The sequence below is a fragment of the Bordetella bronchialis genome, from assembly GCF_001676705.1.
GTDB classification, from domain to species: domain Bacteria; phylum Pseudomonadota; class Gammaproteobacteria; order Burkholderiales; family Burkholderiaceae_B; genus Bordetella_C; species Bordetella_C bronchialis.
The window spans coordinates 2,229,602-2,246,084 of record NZ_CP016170.1 but is presented as its reverse complement, the minus strand read 5'-3'; the positions used below and the strand labels follow the sequence as shown (position 1 = coordinate 2,246,084).

Below are 16,483 nucleotides of genomic sequence, written 5' to 3'. Positions count from 1 at the left end.
CCGGTCACCTGGGTGCCGGCGCGGGCGGCGCCGCCCACTGGAATGCGTACAACGCCGCGGGAGCCTCCCGCCGCCCTACAAGGCCGCGGCGCGCGCCGCCAGGCGCTGGTTGCCCAGGCTGGCCGGCTTCAAGGCCAACCGCTCGGCGGCCAGGACCTTGGCCAGGCTGCGCGCGCCATCGCGCAGCGCGGCCTCGATCAGCGTCAGGGCCAATACGTCCCGCTGTGCATGGCTGCCGCCGAATCGATGCGCGATCAGCCGCAGGTCGCGCAGCAGTTCGACGGTCCGGGAATAGTCTTCCCTGGCGAAGGCCACCAGCGCATGCGCCGCCGGCAAGCCGACGTCGCGCGTCATCATCGCATTGGTGCCGCTGCCGGCGGCGGCCGCCTCCATGACCTGGATCAGCGCCTGGGCCGCCGGGCCGTCGCCAGCCCCCAGATACGCCATCAAGGCATGGACGTCATTGAAGGCGTAATAGCCGGCACCGCCGCGTGCCTGCCACAGGTCGGCCAGGTCGCGCCAGCGCCGCGACACGTCCACGCCCCGCAGCCACAGGCGCCACAGCATGGCCGAGCCATCGACCAGGTCCAGCACCTGCCCGGAGAACTGCTCGCGTATCCGCTCGTCGTACAGCGCCAGCACGCCGTCCGTGTCGCCCTGGTCCAGGCGGAAGAGCGCCAGGTGCCACCAATTGTGAACCGCCAGCATGTTGTCGGCGCTCCAGTCCTCGCGCCGGTTTTCCAGCCAGGCGATGCCTTCCTCGACGCGTCCCTGCATTTCCATGACATGCGCGACGGCGTGCACGGCCCAGGGATCGCGCCGGTTCATATCCAGCGCGCGGCGCCCCTGGGCCTCGGCCTCGTCGTACAGATTGGTTTCTTCCAGCCCGAAGGCGTACATGCCCAGGACGTAGCCGAATTCCGGCATGTGCGTGTCCCAGGCGGGCAGGATGCCCGCCACCCGGTCGCGCAGCATGGTGGAACGCCCCAGCAGGAAATCGCCGATGTGGCCCACCTGCAATGCCAGCGTGTCGCGCGGATAGTCGGCCAGGATATCGGCGTAGCGCGCCAGGGATTCCTCCAGCCGGCCGTCCAGCCAGGCCCGCGCGGCGGCCGTATGTCGGCGTTCGCGGTCGTTGGCCAGGGCATGCAGGCCCTCTGCCGCCTGGACGCTTTCGCGCAGCATGGATTCCACGCACTGGTCGCTGGCCGTGATCATCATGCCGGCGCGCAGCAGGTGCCCCATGACGAACTCGGGATCCCGCGCCAGGGCCTGGTCGATCACGCCGACCGGATCGCCGTAATAACCGTGGAAAAGCGCTTGCGCGGCCTCGTAGCGTTCCAGCGCCTCGTCGTTCTGGGTGGATACGGGATTGCCCCGCAGATCGGTGTGTGCCATGGCGGTCCCCCCGAGCACGGCCCGCTGCTTCGCCGGGCGGCGAGCAGGTCTTTTTTCGCGATCTGACCATGAACATGACGACGCGGCAATCGGCAAAAATCTTAGGACGGCCAGCGCGGACGGGCTTCGCGCGGGCGGGGTCCGCCGCCCGCGCGGATTAAGCCATCGAGGCACACCGTTTGCTGCCCAACCGGCGCGGATCCGTTCCGCGTTTTCCGGCACTCCACGCCGGCGCGAGCCGGGTGGACCGTCCATGCACAGGAGCCAACGATGAAGCAGCAATCGAACCAGCAACCGAACCAGCAGGGGCAGCGCCAACAAAGCCAACAAGGCCAGCAAGGCCAGCAACAGAACCAGAACCAGCAACGCTCGCAGCAACAGCAGCAACAGGATCGCGGCGGCCAGCAGCACGGCCAGCAACATGGTACGCAGCGGTCCGGCCACGGCTCGGGCTCCGACCAGAAACGCTGATCCGACCCTGCACGGGAAGGCCCTGCACGCGGGGGCTTTCCCGCGGGGCTTCGCGGCGGGGGCTTCCCGCTGGAAGTCGTCCCGGCGTCCGACCAAGGGCTTGCCCGCCCGAAGCCTTCCCGCCTTCCGACCGAGATCTTTTCTCCGAAGCGTTCCCGCCGGCGGCCCGGGCACCCAGGGCCTTCCTGGCGGGACGCTGCCGATCGGCGCCTTGCCAGGCATACCGGCCGCCGGTTTTACATCCCCTGTAGATTTTGCCGCGCCACCCCGCCCGCTCCGGCGGGAAGGGCTGATGGCGCGATCGTCATCCCGGCAGGAGGGGACGCGGCGCGAGCGTCATTCCCGCAGGAAGGACCCGGCTGGATCCCTGGGGTGGGACGCGGCCCGATCGTCATGCAGGCAGGAAGGGACGTGGCTAGATCGTCATGCCGGCAGGAAGGGACGCGGCTCGATCGTCATGCCGGCAGGAAGGGACGCGGCTCGATCGGCGCCTGGATGCCCGCCATTTGCGCCGTCAGCAAGGCCGCGCTGCCGCAGGCCAGCGTGAAGCCCAGGGCGCCCTGCCCCAGGTTCATCCATAGATTGCATGCCGCGCGGCTGGGCCCGATCCAGGGCTTGCCCGAGGGCATGGCCGGCCGCTGGCCGGCCCAGGGCCGCGCGGTGTCCAGCCGCAGCGACGGAAACGTGTCGCCGACCTGGCGCTTGAGCAGCGCGATGCGCCGTTCGTCGATGCCGGCATCGCCGCCGATATCCACCATGGCCGCCATGCGCAGCATGGCGCCGATGCGCGCGTAGACGATGCGCCGCTCGTAGTCCGTCACGCTGATCGACGGTGCCGCGGCATCGTCGTCCCCCAAAGGCACGCTAAGGCTGTAGCCCTTCAAGGCATACAGCGGCACGTCCTGGCCCAGCGGCCGCAACAGGGCCCGGCTGCCCATGCCGGCGGCCACGACGTAGGCATCCGCCTCCACGTCCTCGGCCGGCGTGCGGGCGGCGACGATACGCGCGCCGCTGCGCCGCAGGCCGGAGACCGGCGCGTTCATCAGGATGCGCACATTCGGCCGGCGCGACAGGCGCTCGAACAGTCCCTCGGTAAAGCGCAGGCAATCGCCGACTTCTTCGCCAGGGGTGAAAACGGCGCCGGCCAGGTGTGACCGCATGCCGGCCAGCGCCGGCTCCATTTCCACCGTGCGCGCCGCGCTCAAGACCTGCTGCTCGGCGCCGTGGCCGGCCTGGTATTCGACCAGCGCGCGCGCCTTTTCCAGCAGCGCGGGGCTGCGGTAGACAATCAACTTGCCGTTGCGCAGGTGGCTGAAGGACAGGGGCTCCTGTTCGAGCAGCGCGTGCAGGACGTCGCGGCTCAGATACGACAGCGTGAGCATTTCCGCGGTGACGCGCCGCGACACGGAGGCACGGCAGGCCAGCGCGAATTGCAGGCACCACCGCCATTGATGAGGATCCAGGCGCGGACGGAAGCGCAGGGGAGAATCGTCGCGCAACAGCCAGGCCGGCACGCTGGGCAGCACGCCCGGACCGGCCAGCGGCGCGACATAGCTGTAGCTGAGCTGGCCGCCATTGGCATAGCTGGTTTCCTCGCCGGGACGGGCGCGCCCGTCGACCAGCGTTACTTCGTATCCCTGGCGCGCAAGGAAATAGGCGGACGTCACGCCGACCACGCCCGCGCCGATTACGCACACGCGCATGGCAGCACCCTGTAGTCATTCACAGCAGCGATTCTGGCGAAGCCGGCGGTCCCGGGCCAATGCCAAAGCCGCCAGAATACATAACCTTTGGCTATATCCAGGCCTGGTCGGGCGTTACAAGCGGGCGCCGTCGCGGCGGTCGCGCCATTCTGCTCGCAGGGCAAGTCCAGCTATTGGACCGTCGCGCCGGCACGTGGCGTTACATCGTGCACGGGGCGCCATTCCGATATAACCTTTTGCTATTCATCCTTTCTGCCGATCCCGCCCGATGCGCCTGCGCCACATCGAACTGTTCGAAGCCATCCGCGCCACCGGCTCCCTGAGCCGGGCGGCCCAGGCCCTGCACATCTCCCAGCCGGCCGCCAGCAAGATGCTGGCGCATGCGGAAGCCCAGGTGGGCTTCAAGCTGTTCGAACGCGTCAAGGGGCGGCTGCGCGCCACACGAGAGGCGGAAATCCTTGCCCCGGATATCGCCCGCCTGTCGCGCGACCTGGAAAGCGTGCGCAAGCTGGCGGCCAATCTGCGCCACCATCCGCGCGGGCACCTGCGCATCGGCTGCGCGCCCAGCCTGGGCCTGGGCGTCGTCCCGCGCGCCGTGGCGATCAGCCGCGCCCGCCAGCCCGATATCACCTTCCGGCTGCAGACCCACCATACCGGTGAACTGATCGCCGGCCTGCTGGCCCGCGAGATCGACCTGGCGGTCACCTACGAGCCCCCTGCTCATCCGGGCATCGCCCGCATCGACCTGGACCGCTCGGAGATGGTCTACGTCAGCCGCGAACCGGACGGGCCCGCGGTGCCGCTGGCCGGCGTACGTCCCGACCGCCTGATCGCGATGGATCCGCACGACCCGCTGGGCAGCCTGCTGCAGGCCGCGCTGGCGGAACGCGGGGTCAGCATGAATACCGCCCTGCTGGTGCAGACTCACTACATGGCCTGCGCCATGGTCGAGGCCGGCTGCGGCGACGCCATCGTGGACGCCTATAGCGCCCATGGCATTTCGCGTCCCGGACTTTCCATCCGCCGCCTGGATCCCGCGGTGCATTTCCATATCGGCGCACTGGTGCACGCGGACGATCCCATGTCGGCGCTGCATCACGGCTTCGTGCAAAGCCTACGGCTGGCCTGCGCGGAAGTGGCGCAAGCCCTTACGCCCTAAGCTGGCCCGCGCGGAAACCGCGTGGGCCTTCCGCCCGATCAGCACCACCGGCCGGCGTTGAACACCTCGGGGGCCACGATGCCCCGCGCCGCCCACAAGGCCGGGATGGCTTGCCCTTCCGCGGCGTCCCCTGTCCACCACACCGCCGAAACGGCCCATGCGTCGTCCACGCGAGCGGACCACGCCCGCCAACCGGGACCGGGCGCGCGCAGCCGCGCATGCGCCAAGGCGGTTTCCGGCGCATCCCAGGCCAGCCCCACCGACCGCATGTCGGCGGGAAAGTCCAGGTTCGCCGCCTTGATGAAGGCTTCCTTCAGCGTCCACAAGGCATAAAAGGCCTGGAGCCGCCGGCGCTCATCCCGCATGCCCGCCAGCACGGCCTGCTCATCCGGGCCGCAGCACCATCGCGCCAGCTCATCCACGCGGCGCGGCCGGATCCGCTCCAGGTCCACGCCGATGCGCCAGCCCGCCGGCGCCGCGCCGACCACGGCATGGCCATGTGAATGGCTCAACGACAAGGCCGGTGGCGGCTCGTCCTGCCAGGCAGCGCGAGCCTGTGCCAACAGCACCCGGCTGACCCGCCAGTCCCGTTCCGCGCGAGGCGAGCGCGCATGCGCGGCGCGCGCCCTGTCGGCGCCATGCAACACTTCGGCGCGATATCGCGGCGCGAGTTCGGGACTGCCCCACCACAGGGCCGGTACGCGGCTCACCCGGGCCCTCCTGGGCGCAAGCTGACAAACCGCTGAAAAAGTGTTGGAAGCGGGCGAATAAGGGGGAAGAACATGGTTTGAACGATAACAACAAAGCTCCTATCGGGTCCGGTGGACCGGTACACTTCCGCGCATGTTCAACTTCGCAATATCCGCATGGCAAGCCTGGGCGCCAGGCATCGAGGAACCCCCCGCCTGGGAGGCATGGGCACGCCAGCCATACTGCCCCGACATCGCGCCCGAATTGCCCCGGCTGGCCTTCCTGCCTGCGCTGCAACGCCGCCGCCTGAGCCCCTTGGCCCGGATGGCCGTGGCCTGTGCCTGGCCCCTGGCCGAGGGACGCCCGGCCATGCCTGTGGTCTACGCCTCGCACCACGGCGAGACCACGCGCAGCTTCGAGCTCCTGCAATGCCTGGCGCGCGACGAGGCCCTGTCGCCGACCTCGTTCAGCTTGTCCGTGCACAACGCCACCGCCGGCATGTGGGCCATCCTGCGCAAGGAAACCGTCGAGTCCGTCGCCTTGTCGGCCCAGGGCGATGGCCTGGAAAGCGCGGTCGCGGAAGCCTGCCTGATGCTGGATGCCGGCCACCCCGACGCGCTGGTGATCCTGGCGGAAGAGACGCCGCCCGCCCCGTACCGTCCCTGGATCGACGACGTTCCTTTTTCCTATGCGATGGCGCTGCGTATCAGCCCGGGACAAGAGTTCGAGCTTTCCCTGCAGGCCCTCGACGCGGACGAACATGACGACCGCGCCGGGGCGCGCGGCGGCGGCATGCCGGAAGCCACGCCCGGCGACGCGGGGGCAGGCATGACGCACGCGGCCGGCGCGGCCACGTCCGGTTCGACGGACGGGTTGCCCCACCCGCTGAGCCTGCTGCGGCATCTGCTGCGGGGCACGCGCGAATGGCGCCATCCGGCCCGCGCCGCGCATTGGCGATGGCGGCGGGCGGCATGAACGGCGTGTCGGCCGCAACGCACGCGCCGCGCCAGGACGCCTGGCTGCTGCGCCTGATCGCCACGGCGCTGGCCTTCGGCCTGTTCGGCCTGGGCGGCCTGTTCCTGCGCCTGGTGGTGTTTCCCGCGCAACGGCTCCTGATCGCCAACCCCGCGCGGCGCCACCGGCGCTCGCGCGCGGTGATCACGTGGACCTTCTACCGCTTCGTGCGCCTGCTGGTGCGCATGGGCGTGCTGACCTACGAATTCCGCGGTGTCGAACGCCTGGGACGGCCGCACCAGATGATCGTCGCCAACCATCCCTCGCTGCTGGACGTGGTGTTCCTGGTCGCGCATGTGCCGCACGCCAACTGCGTGGTCAAGCACAGCCTGGTAAAGAACCCCTTCACCGCGGGGCCGATACGGAATGCCGGCTACATCAGCAACGACGAAAGCATGGATATGCTGGAACGCGCCGCGCAGGTACTGCGCGACGGCGAAACGCTGATCGTCTTCCCGGAAGGCACGCGCACGCCGGTCGACGCGCCGCCGCGATTCCACCGCGGCGCCTGCGCCATCGCCATACGCGGCGCGCGGGTGGTCACCCCGGTGGTCATCACCATGAATACCCGCAGCCTGACCAAGGGCGAGCCCTGGTACCGCATTCCGCATCGCCGCATGCATTACGTATTCGAAGTCGGCGCGGACATCGATCCCGAACAGTGGACCCGCCGGCACCCGGCGCCCATCGCGGGCCGGCGCATGAACGATCACCTACATCACTATTACAGAACGGAGCTAGGCCTGGATGGAACAGCTGGAAAGTGAAATCAAGCAACTGATCATCGAGGCCCTGGGCCTGGAGGACATTGCGCCCGAAGACATCGCCAGCGATGCGGACCTGTTCGGCGACGGCCTGGGGCTGGATTCGGTGGACGCGCTGGAGCTTGGCCTGGCCCTGCAGAAGCGCTACGGCATCGCCATCGATCCGGAAACGCGTAATATGCGCGACCACTTCGCCACGGTGGCCAATCTGAGCAAATTCGTCCACGCCCAGCGGGGCGCCTGAGCAACTGGAGCTAGTGTTATGCAAACCCGGGAAGACATCTTCAGCGTCTTGCGCGAAGCCCTGGTGGAATTATTCGAAATCCCGGCGGAACGCGTCGTGCCCTCCGCGCATCTGTACACCGACCTGGAAATCGACAGTATCGACGCCATAGACCTGCTGGACCACATCAAGCGCGAGACCGGCTACAAGCTGGCGGCGGAGAACTTCCGTGCCGTGCGCACCGTGCAGGACGTGGTCGACGCCGTGTGGGAACAACAAAAGCAATTGCAGCAGCGGGAATCGGCCGCATGACGCGGGCCGTCCTTGCGATTGCCCTGCTCCTGGCCGGCGTGGCCTATCCCTTCGCGGCGCATGCCAGCCTGCAGAACGGCAGCGCGCGGTGGATCCTGTTGCCGCTGGCCGGATTGTGGCTGGCGCGCGCTTTGTTCGACGCGACGGCCGGAGCGGCTCGCAAGGGTACGGCGGGGGGCTGGCTGCTGCCGGCCATCGTCACCGCGTTCTGCGCCGCGACCGCCTATGTCGACGACCCCCGCTGGCTGCGCGCCTACCCGGTGCTGGTCAACGGCGCCATGTTCGCTGTTTTCGCCGCCAGCCTGTGGCGCGGCATGCCCGTGGTGGAGCGTTTCGCGCGCCTGCGCCATCCCGACCTGCCGCCGCGCGCCGTGGCCTATACCCGCAAAGTGACGCAGGTATGGGCGGGGTTTTTCGCCTTCAACGGCCTGACCGCGGCGGCGCTGTCCCTGTGGGCGCCGTGGCGGTGGTGGACCTTGTACAACGGCGCCATCAGCTATGTCCTGATCGGGCTCCTGATGGCGGGCGAGTGGCTGGTGCGGCCGGCCCAGGGCAAGCGTGGCGATCCGGCCGCCGCGACGCGCGGTGTGGCGACGCACGGCGCCGGGACGCCCGGCCCGGCCAGGCCTGGGGTGGCCCCGCGCGCCATGGCGCGCGACGGCGGTTGAAAGGGCGTCCCATGGCCTGGATGGACCTTGCCCAGTTGCTGGCGGGCGGGCAACGCGACGCGAACTACGCGCACGAGGCCGGCCTGCCCCACGAGGAATTCGCGCGCCGGGCGCTGTCGGTCGCGGGCGCGCTGCACGCGCGCGGCGTGCGCGAGGCCGGCCTGTGGTTCGAGGATGCCGCGCTGCTCGCCGTGGCCCTGTTCGCCTGCTGGCGCGCGGGCGTGGTGGCCGTCCTGCCCGGCGATGCGCGGCCGGCCTCATGCCAGGCCATCGACCCCAGGGTCGGGCTGTGGCTGACCGACCAGCCCGCCTTGCCGGTTCCCGCCGCCCGCCGCCATGCGCTGGATACGCTGGACGGCCAGGCGGCGGCCCTGTCGCCCTGCGTCCTGGATCCGCGCGACGGCGGCATCGTCCTGTGTACATCGGGATCCAGCGGCCAGCCCAAGCAGATACGCAAGCAATGGGCGCAGCTGATCGCCGAGATCGCCGCATTCGAGCAGGTATGGGCATGGTCGGACAGGCCCGCCTGCGTATTGGGCAGCGTCAGCGCGCAGCATATGTACGGACTGCCTTTCCGGGTCCTGTGGCCGCTGGCCGCGGGCCGCGCCATCGGCCGCGGGCAACTGGCTTTTCCGGAAGCCCTGCAGCAGGCCAGCCTGGCGCACGGCCCCTGCGTGTGGATCGCCAGCCCGGCATTGCTCAAGCGCCTGGGCACCCAGCTGGACTGGCCGGCGCTGGCCCGTGGCATCGAACAGATATTTTCGGCCGGCGGGCCGCTGCCGGCGGAAGTCTCCGACATGCTGGCCGCGCGCCTGGGCCGCCGCCCCACCGAAATCTACGGCAGCTCGGAAACCGGCGCGGTGGCCTGGCGCCGCGGCGGCGACGCCTGGCAGCCCCTGCCCGGCGTGACCGCGGGCATCGAGGACGGCGCGCTGTGGGTGCGTTCCGGCTGGGTGGACGGCGGCGACCGCTACCTGACGGCGGACGCCGCCACGATGGACGGCGCGGGATTCCGCCTGCAAGGCCGGCTGGACCGCATCGTCAAGCTAGAGGAAAAGCGCATCGCCCTGCCCGCGCTGGAAGAATGCCTGATGCGGCATCCCCATGTCCGCGAGGCCCGCCTGGGCGTGGCCGGCACGCCGCGCCTGACCGCGCTGGTGGCGCTGACGCCCGGCGGCATCCATGCCTTGCGCAACCGCGGCCGCAAGGCGGTGATCGAAGCCTTGCGGGCGCACATGGCCGCGGCGGTGGAACCGCTGGGCGTGCCGCGCCATTGGCGCCTGATGCGCGAGCTGCCCTGGAACGCGCAAGGCAAGCTTCCGCAGGACAGCTTTGCCGCCGCCGCGGCGCGGCCGCGCGCACCGGTGGCGTCCATGCAGTCCGCCACCGCGGCCGCCGACGGCGTGCGCGAATTGCGGCTGTCCATGGAAGTACCGCTGGACCTGGTGCATTTCAGCGGCCACTTCGCCGACACGCCCGTGGTGCCGGGGGTGGCCCAGATCGAATGGGCCATGGACCTGGCGCGCCGCCATCTGGACGCGGACCTGGGATTCCACGGCATGGAAGCCCTTAAATTCCAGCGCCTGGCGCGGCCGGGCGATCCGCTGGATCTCACCCTGACCTGGCATCCGCGGCGCGCCAAGCTCTACTTCGAATTCAAGTCGGCGGGCCAGCCATGTTCGTCGGGCCGGATCCTGACCGCCGCCATGCAGCCGGCCGCCATGCCGGGACGCGCGCCATGACCGCGCACCGGCTGTGCGCCGTCATCCCCGTCTACAACCATGGCGACACGGTAGGCGCCGTGGTGGACCGCGTGCGCGCCCACGGCATTCCCTGCGTGCTGGTGGACGACGGATCGGCCCCGCCCTGCGCGGCGCGGCTGGACGAACTGGCAGCGGCGGGCAAGGCCCAGCTGCTGCGGCGCGCGCGCAACGGCGGCAAGGGGCGCGCCGTGCAGGATGGCCTGCGCCACGCCGCCAGCCTGGGCTATACGCATGCCTTGCAGGTCGATGCCGACGGCCAGCACGCCCTGGACGATATTCCCGCGATGGCACGCGCGTCGCGCGAGCATCCACTGGCCCTGGTGGGCGGCGCGCCCGCCTACGGCGCCGACGCACCGCGCAGCCGGCTGTACGGACGCTGGCTGACCCGGCTGTGGGTCTGGATCAACACTTTGTCCACCGCGATTCCGGACGCGATGTGCGGCTTCCGCGTGTATCCGCTGGCCGCGACGCTGGCGCTGCTGGAACGCCGCGATCCGGGGGCTCGCATGGACTTCGACATCGCGGTGCTGGTGCTGCTGCACTGGCGCGGCGTGCCCATGGTGTGGCGTCCGACCCGCGTCATCTATCCCGCCGGCGGAATCTCGCACTTCCAGGGGCTGCGCGACAATGTGCGCATCAGCGCCATGCACGCCCGCCTGTTTTTTGGCATGCTGCCACGTGCGCCGGGCCTGCTGGCCCGCAAATTCAAACGACGCAAGGCATGACTCCTCCCCCGCACGCCCGCCACTGGGCCGCCCAACGCGAACGCGGCGCGCCCTTCCTGATGCGCCTGACGGCGTGGGCCGCGCGCGCGTTCGGCCGGCGCGCCATCCGGCCGGTGGTCGGGGCGGTCGTGTTCTATTTCTATTGCTTCAGTCCGCGCGCGCGCCGCAGCATCGCCGAATACCAGCAGCGCCTGCGCCAGGCCGGCGCCGCCGCGGCCCTGCCCCGCCGCGGCGCGGTGTACGGCCAGTTCCGCGCCTTCGCGGACGCCATCCTGGACAAGCTCGATGTGTGGCAGGGGCGCCTGACCCTGCGCGACGTCGACATCCACGACCCCGACGGCCTGCATGCGCAGATGCGCGCCGGCCGCGGGCAGATCCTGGTGGGCTCGCATCTGGGCAACCTGGAGGTCTGCCGCGCCCTGGTCGAGCGGGGCGGCCAATTGACGCTGAACGTGCTGGTACACACGCGGCACGCCGAGTCCTTCAACCGCTTGCTGGCGCAGGCGGGCGCCAGCCGCCTGCGGCTGATCCAGGTCACCGAACTGGATCCCGCCATCATGCTGCAGCTGAACGAACGCATCGAGCGCGGCGAATGGCTGGCCATTGCCGGCGATCGCGTGCCCGTGCGCGGCAGCCGCATCGTGCAGGCGGATTTCCTGGGCGCGCCCGCCGCGTTTCCGCAAGGCCCGTGGCTGCTGGGCGCCTTGCTCAAATGCCCGGTGAACCTGCTGTTCTGCACCAGGATCGGCGGACGCTACCGCGTCACGCTGGAACGCCTGGCCGATCGCATCGAGCTGCCGCGCGGCCGGCGCACAGAGGCCGTGGGCCACTGGGCGCAGCGCTACGCCGACCGCCTGGCGCGCGAATGCCGCGACGCCCCGCAGCAGTGGTTCAATTTCTACCCATTCTGGAGCCGTCATGCGTAAGCGCGGTGTGTACGCCGTGGAAACGGCCGTGACGGTGCCCTTCTTCGATGTGGATACGATGAACGTGGTCTGGCATGGCCACTACGTCAAATACCTGGAGCTCGCCCGCTGCGCCCTGCTGGACGCCATGGGCTACGGGTACGACGCCATGCTGGCCTCCGGCTATGCCTGGCCGGTCATCGATCTGCAATTGCGTTATATGAACCCCGCCGTTTTCGGCCAGCGCCTGACCGTGCGCGCCGAACTGGTGGAGTGGGAGAATCGCTTGAAAATCCATTACCTGATTACCGACGCCGCCAGCGGCACGCGCCTGACGCGTGCCAGCTCCGTGCAGGTGGCGGTACGCATCGATACCCGCGAAATGCAGCTGGCGTCGCCGGCGCCGCTGCTGGATGCCGTGCGCAGGGTGCTCGCATGATGGCACGCCGGCAGTCCCCCCGATACCGCCTGGCGGCCGCCGCCTTGCTGGCGGCCTGCGCCGCGCCCGCCTGGGCTTTCAATGTGAACGATCTGCAGGCGCAGCTGCGCGAGGCCCCCATCGTGCGCGGCCAGTTCGTGCAGCAGAAATACCTGCGTTCGCTGCCGCAGCCGCTGACCAGCACCGGGCTGTTCACCCTGTCGTCCCAGGACGGCCTGCTATGGGAGCTGCGCGCCCCGCTGCACCAGGACCTGTTGCTGACGCCTACCGCCATCTTCCGCCGCGACGATGGCGGCAAGTGGCAGGCGCTGCCCCAGGCCGCGGGCGCCGGCCGCGAGACCCGCATGTTCCTGACGGTGCTCAGCGGCGATACGCAGTCGCTGCAGGACAACTTCGACATCGCCCTGAGCGGGTCGGCCGCCGACTGGCAATTGGTCATGACGCCGAAGTCGCCGCTGCTCAAGCAGATCTTCACCGACATACGGATTTCCGGCGGCAAGCTGGTCCAGCGCATCGAGCTGCGCGAAACCCAGGGCGACAAGACCGTCATGGAAATGAAAAACGCGCGGGCGGACACCAGGCTGAACGACGATGAGCGCCGTGATTTCAACCCCTGACCGACGCCTGGCGCGGGAACGGCGCCTGACCCTTCTCTTTCGTATCGCGCTGGCCCTGGTTGTCTGCCTGGGCCTGTGGCAATGCCGGCACGGCTGGCCCGTATCCGCCAGCCTGCTGGACCTGGTGCCCGCCGCCCAGGGCGACGCGCTGCGCCAGCATGCCGACGCGCGCATCCAGGAACCGCTGCAGCGGCAGGTCGTCGCCCTGGTCAGCGCCGGCGATCGCGAACGCGCCGCCGAACTGGCGCGCGGCATGGGCCACGTGTGGCGCCACAGCGGGCTCTTCGCCGACGTGCAGGTGGACGTCGACGTCGATATCGAAGCCGTACGCAAGCAGTTGCTGTCGCAGCCCCTGGCCCTGCTGCCGCCGCGCGAGCGGGCCACGCTGATCGACGATCCCGCCGCCTATGCCGCGCGGCGCGTGCGCGAACTGGCCAACCCGTTCGCCGCCACCGGGCTGGTGCCGGCCAACGACGATCTGCTGGGCGTGGCGCATGCCGCCGAACGGGCCCTGCGCGTGCCGGGTGCGGTACAGCTGGATCCGGTCAGCGGCACCTTGATGGCCCATGATCGCGGCAAGGACTGGGTGCTGGTGCGGGCCCAAACCAGTGGCGATGCCTTCGACGGCGCCTCCCCCGGCCAGGTGGCCAGGGTGGTGGACGAAACGCGCGCGGCCGTGGCCAAGGACGGCGGCCAGGTGCTGGTGACGGGCGGGCCGCTGTACGCCGCCGAAGGCCGTGCCCGCGCCGCCGGCGAAAGCAGCTGGATCAGCGCCATGTCGGTACTGGGCATCATCGCGCTGCTGCTGCTGGCGATGCGGGGCTGGCGTTCGCTGCTGGCCTTCGTGCCCGTGGCCGTGGGGCTGCTTTGCGGCGCCGTCGCCTGCGTGGCCCTGTTCGGCACCATCCACGTGCTGACGCTGGTGATCGGCGCCAGCCTGATCGGCATCGCCATCGACTTCCCCATGCACCTGCTGGCCAAGCGCTACGGCATGCCGGACTGGCAGGCCTGGCCCGCGCTGCACCGCGTGCTGCCGGGACTGACCATCAGCCTGGCCGTCACGCTGGTGGGCTACCTGGCCCTGGTCTTCACGCCCTTTCCGGCCTTGACGCAGACGGCGGTCTTTTCCGCCGCCGGCCTGCTGGGCGCCTACGCCTGCACGGTCTGCGAACTGCCGAACTGGCTGCGCGGCTGGCAGCCGCGGCCTTTCACGCCGCTGCTGCATCTGGCGCACGCCCTGCTGGGCCGCCTGGCGCGCTGGAGCGGCCGGCGCATGACGCTGCCCTGGCTGGCGGCGGGCCTCCTGCTGGTCTGCCTGGGCGGCGTCCTGCACCTGCGCGTCCAGGACGATCTGCGCCAATGGCTGTCGCTGCCGCCGTCCCTCCTGCAGCAGGCCCAGGAAGTGGGCCGCATCACCGGCATCCAGCCCACCAGCCAGTACTACCTGGTGCGGGCGGCGGACGCCAATGCGCTGTGGGAGCGGCAGAACGCGCTGGACCGCCGGCTGGACGATCTGGTCAAGTCCAAGGCGCTGGACGGCTATCTGTCGCTGAACCAGCTGGTGGCGCCGGAAGGCGCGCAGCGCGCCCTGCTCGAGGCCCTGCGCGACGCCAACTGGCGCGCCCGCCTGACGCCCTCGTTCGAGGCGGTGGGCATCCCCGCCCAGGCCGTGCTGCAGCAGGTCGACGCCCTGGCCCGGCAGGAGCCGGTCACGGTCGAGGACGTGCTGAAGGGCCCGCTGGGGCAGACGCGCCGCATGCTCTGGCTGGGCCGCGACCACGGACAGATCGCCGCCATGGTCGTGCTGCAGGGACTCCATGACACCGCCGCCGCGGCCGCCGCCACGCAGGGCCTGGAAGGCGTGTCCTTCGTGGACCGCAGCGGCCAGTTGAACGACGCCTTCGCGCAGACGCGCCTGCGCGCGGCCGAACTGAAGGCGCTCTCCTACCTGGTCGCCGGCGTGCTGCTGTGGCTGACGCTGGGGCGCTCGGCTACCTGGCGCCTGCTGGCCGTCCCGCTGGCCGCCACGGCATGCACCCTGTCCGCGCTGGGCCTGCTGGGGCAGCCGCTGACGCTGTTCAGCCTGTTCGGCTTGCTGCTGGTCTCGGCCATCGGCCTGGACTACGCCATCGTCATGTACGAGCGCGTGGCCGGCGCGGCGGCCAGCTTCGTGGGCATCCTGCTGGCGGCCGCCACCACCGTGCTTTCCTTCGGCCTGCTGGCCTTCAGCAGCACACCGGCCATTTCCAACTTCGGCATGTCCGTCGGCATAGGCGTCGCGTTCTGCGTGCTATGGGCGCCCTGGGTCCGCCCGGCCGCCGACGGCGCCATGCCCCGTCCCTCTCCCAGATAACACGAAGAACATGAAGACCTTGGAAAGCCGCGAAGTCGTCATCATCGGCGCCGGACCCGCCGGCGCGGTGGCCGCGGGCCTGCTGCACCGCCGGGGCCACGAAGTCCTGATACTGGAACGGCAGCGTTTCCCGCGCTTTTCCATCGGCGAAAGCCTGCTGGCGCATTGCATCGAGTTCATCGACGAAGCCGGCATGCTGCCCGCGGTGCGGGCGGCCGGGTTCCAAGAGAAGAACGGCGCGGCCTTCGCGTGGGGCGACCGCTACACGGCCTTCGATTTCCGCGACAAGTTCTCGCCCGGACCGGGCACGACCTTCCAGGTGCTGCGCTCGCGTTTCGACCAGATCCTGGCCGACGAAGCCGCGCGCCAGGGCGCGGAGGTCCGCTACGAACAGGAAGTCGTGGCGGCGGATTTCTCCAGCGACCGGCCGGTGCTGGCGGTACGCGCCGCCGGAATGCCGGACGCCCCCGTACAAAAGATCGCCGCGCGTTTCGTCCTGGACGCCAGCGGCTACGGCAGGGTACTGGCGCGGCTGCTGGACCTGGAGCGCCCCAGCGGCCTGCCGCCCCGCAAGGCCTTGTTCACGCACATCGAGGACCGCATCCAGGACGCCTCTTTCGACCGCGGCAAGATCCTGATCAGCGTGCACCCGGAACAACCCAGCGTGTGGTTCTGGACCATTCCCTTCTCCGGCGGCCGCTGCTCGCTGGGCGTGGTGGGCGGCGAGGACCTGATCGGCGCCGCCGCCGACCCCATGGCGCGCCTGCGCGAACTGGTGGACGGCACGCCCAACCTGAAGCGCCTGCTGGCCAATGCGGTGTGGGACACGCCCGCCAACACCATAGGCGGCTATTCCGCCAGCGTGACCTCGCTGCACGGGCCCGGCTACGCCTTGCTGGGCAACGCGGCGGAATTCCTGGACCCGGTGTTTTCCTCCGGCGTCACCATCGCCCTGCATTCCTCCAAGCTTGCCGCCGACGCGCTGCACCGCCAGTTGGACGGACAGGCCGTGGACTGGCAACGCGAGTTCGCCGATCCGCTGATGGTGGGCGTCGAGACCTTCCGCACCTATGTGGAAGGCTGGTACACCGGCGCTTTCCGCGATGTCGTGTTCTATGAACGCGCGCAACCGGAGATCCGCCGCATGATCTCGTCCATCCTGGCGGGCTATGCCTGGGATACGAAGAATCCCTTCGTCGCCGAGCATGCCCGCCGCCTGCGCATGCTGGCCGAGATCTGCGCCATGCCCGTGCCGGCGGCCACCGCCTGACGCCACCTG

17 protein-coding genes are annotated in these 16,483 nt (G+C 70.0%); 14 read left to right on the top strand and 3 right to left on the bottom strand.

Annotated elements, in window-relative coordinates; translation table 11 throughout:
* Window positions 1-75 precede the first annotated feature (75 nt).
* Window positions 76-1,398: a tetratricopeptide repeat protein gene (locus BAU06_RS10130; RefSeq protein WP_066348138.1), complete on the bottom strand. Its 1,323-nt coding sequence runs from the start codon at window positions 1,396-1,398 to the stop codon at window positions 76-78.
* Window positions 1,399-1,668: 270 nt separating this feature from the next.
* Here BAU06_RS10130 and BAU06_RS10125 point away from each other — a divergent pair, with 270 nt between their 5' ends.
* Window positions 1,669-1,869, top strand: coding sequence for a hypothetical protein (locus tag BAU06_RS10125; RefSeq protein ID WP_066348135.1), 201 nt, complete (start codon window positions 1,669-1,671; stop codon window positions 1,867-1,869).
* A gap of 455 nt (window positions 1,870-2,324) precedes the next feature.
* Here the strand turns inward: BAU06_RS10125 and BAU06_RS10120 are convergent, their stop codons facing one another.
* Window positions 2,325-3,572, bottom strand: a complete 1,248-nt coding sequence (locus BAU06_RS10120) for a D-amino acid dehydrogenase (RefSeq protein ID WP_066348132.1) — start codon at window positions 3,570-3,572, stop codon at window positions 2,325-2,327.
* 268 nt (window positions 3,573-3,840) lie between these two features.
* Here BAU06_RS10120 and BAU06_RS10115 point away from each other — a divergent pair, with 268 nt between their 5' ends.
* A complete protein-coding gene (locus tag BAU06_RS10115; protein ID WP_066348130.1) occupies window positions 3,841-4,731 on the top strand; it encodes a LysR family transcriptional regulator in 891 nt (296 codons plus the stop codon).
* A gap of 38 nt (window positions 4,732-4,769) precedes the next feature.
* Here the strand turns inward: BAU06_RS10115 and BAU06_RS10110 are convergent, their stop codons facing one another.
* Window positions 4,770-5,441 (bottom strand): 4'-phosphopantetheinyl transferase family protein, encoded by a 672-nt coding sequence (locus BAU06_RS10110; RefSeq protein ID WP_066348113.1) that lies wholly within the window; start codon window positions 5,439-5,441, stop codon window positions 4,770-4,772.
* Between the two features lie 133 nt (window positions 5,442-5,574).
* Between BAU06_RS10110 and BAU06_RS10105 the strand changes: the two genes are divergently transcribed.
* Genes BAU06_RS10105 through BAU06_RS10050 form a run of 12 tightly spaced genes read left to right on the top strand, consistent with a single transcriptional unit; the run spans window position 5,575 to window position 16,474 of the window.
* Window positions 5,575-6,396, top strand: coding sequence for a beta-ketoacyl synthase chain length factor (locus BAU06_RS10105; RefSeq protein WP_066348101.1), 822 nt, complete (start codon window positions 5,575-5,577; stop codon window positions 6,394-6,396).
* Window positions 6,345-7,202, top strand: coding sequence for a lysophospholipid acyltransferase family protein (locus tag BAU06_RS10100; protein ID WP_231934039.1), 858 nt, complete (start codon window positions 6,345-6,347; stop codon window positions 7,200-7,202). Before BAU06_RS10105 ends, BAU06_RS10100 begins: the two co-directional genes overlap by 52 nt.
* Window positions 7,183-7,443, top strand: a complete 261-nt coding sequence (locus BAU06_RS10095) for a phosphopantetheine-binding protein (RefSeq protein WP_066348091.1) — start codon at window positions 7,183-7,185, stop codon at window positions 7,441-7,443. The genes BAU06_RS10100 and BAU06_RS10095 overlap by 20 nt, the downstream gene beginning before the upstream one ends.
* 18 nt (window positions 7,444-7,461) lie before the next feature.
* Window positions 7,462-7,734 (top strand): acyl carrier protein, encoded by a 273-nt coding sequence (locus BAU06_RS10090; RefSeq protein WP_066348088.1) that lies wholly within the window; start codon window positions 7,462-7,464, stop codon window positions 7,732-7,734.
* Window positions 7,731-8,402, top strand: a complete 672-nt coding sequence (locus tag BAU06_RS10085) for a COG4648 family protein (protein ID WP_066348083.1) — start codon at window positions 7,731-7,733, stop codon at window positions 8,400-8,402. Before BAU06_RS10090 ends, BAU06_RS10085 begins: the two co-directional genes overlap by 4 nt.
* A gap of 11 nt (window positions 8,403-8,413) precedes the next feature.
* Window positions 8,414-10,144: an ApeI family dehydratase gene (locus tag BAU06_RS10080; RefSeq protein WP_066348079.1), complete on the top strand. Its 1,731-nt coding sequence runs from the start codon at window positions 8,414-8,416 to the stop codon at window positions 10,142-10,144.
* On the top strand, window positions 10,141-10,890 hold the full coding sequence (locus BAU06_RS10075) for a glycosyltransferase family 2 protein (RefSeq protein WP_066358728.1): 750 nt from the start codon (window positions 10,141-10,143) through the stop codon (window positions 10,888-10,890). Before BAU06_RS10080 ends, BAU06_RS10075 begins: the two co-directional genes overlap by 4 nt.
* Window positions 10,887-11,816: an LpxL/LpxP family acyltransferase gene (locus tag BAU06_RS10070; RefSeq protein WP_066348077.1), complete on the top strand. Its 930-nt coding sequence runs from the start codon at window positions 10,887-10,889 to the stop codon at window positions 11,814-11,816. The genes BAU06_RS10075 and BAU06_RS10070 overlap by 4 nt, the downstream gene beginning before the upstream one ends.
* Window positions 11,809-12,234 carry an acyl-CoA thioesterase gene (locus BAU06_RS10065; RefSeq protein ID WP_066348075.1) on the top strand — a complete coding sequence of 142 codons (426 nt, stop codon included), beginning with the start codon at window positions 11,809-11,811 and terminating at the stop codon, window positions 12,232-12,234. Before BAU06_RS10070 ends, BAU06_RS10065 begins: the two co-directional genes overlap by 8 nt.
* Entirely contained in the window at window positions 12,231-12,851 is a 621-nt protein-coding gene (locus BAU06_RS10060; protein ID WP_231934038.1) for a LolA family protein, read from the top strand. Before BAU06_RS10065 ends, BAU06_RS10060 begins: the two co-directional genes overlap by 4 nt.
* The gene (locus BAU06_RS10055; protein ID WP_231934037.1) at window positions 12,835-15,204 is read left to right on the top strand and encodes an MMPL family transporter; all 2,370 of its coding nucleotides are present in this window, start codon (window positions 12,835-12,837) and stop codon (window positions 15,202-15,204) included. The genes BAU06_RS10060 and BAU06_RS10055 overlap by 17 nt, the downstream gene beginning before the upstream one ends.
* 10 nt (window positions 15,205-15,214) lie before the next feature.
* Window positions 15,215-16,474, top strand: a complete 1,260-nt coding sequence (locus BAU06_RS10050; RefSeq protein WP_066348055.1) for an NAD(P)/FAD-dependent oxidoreductase — start codon at window positions 15,215-15,217, stop codon at window positions 16,472-16,474.
* Window positions 16,475-16,483: the final 9 nt, after the last annotated feature.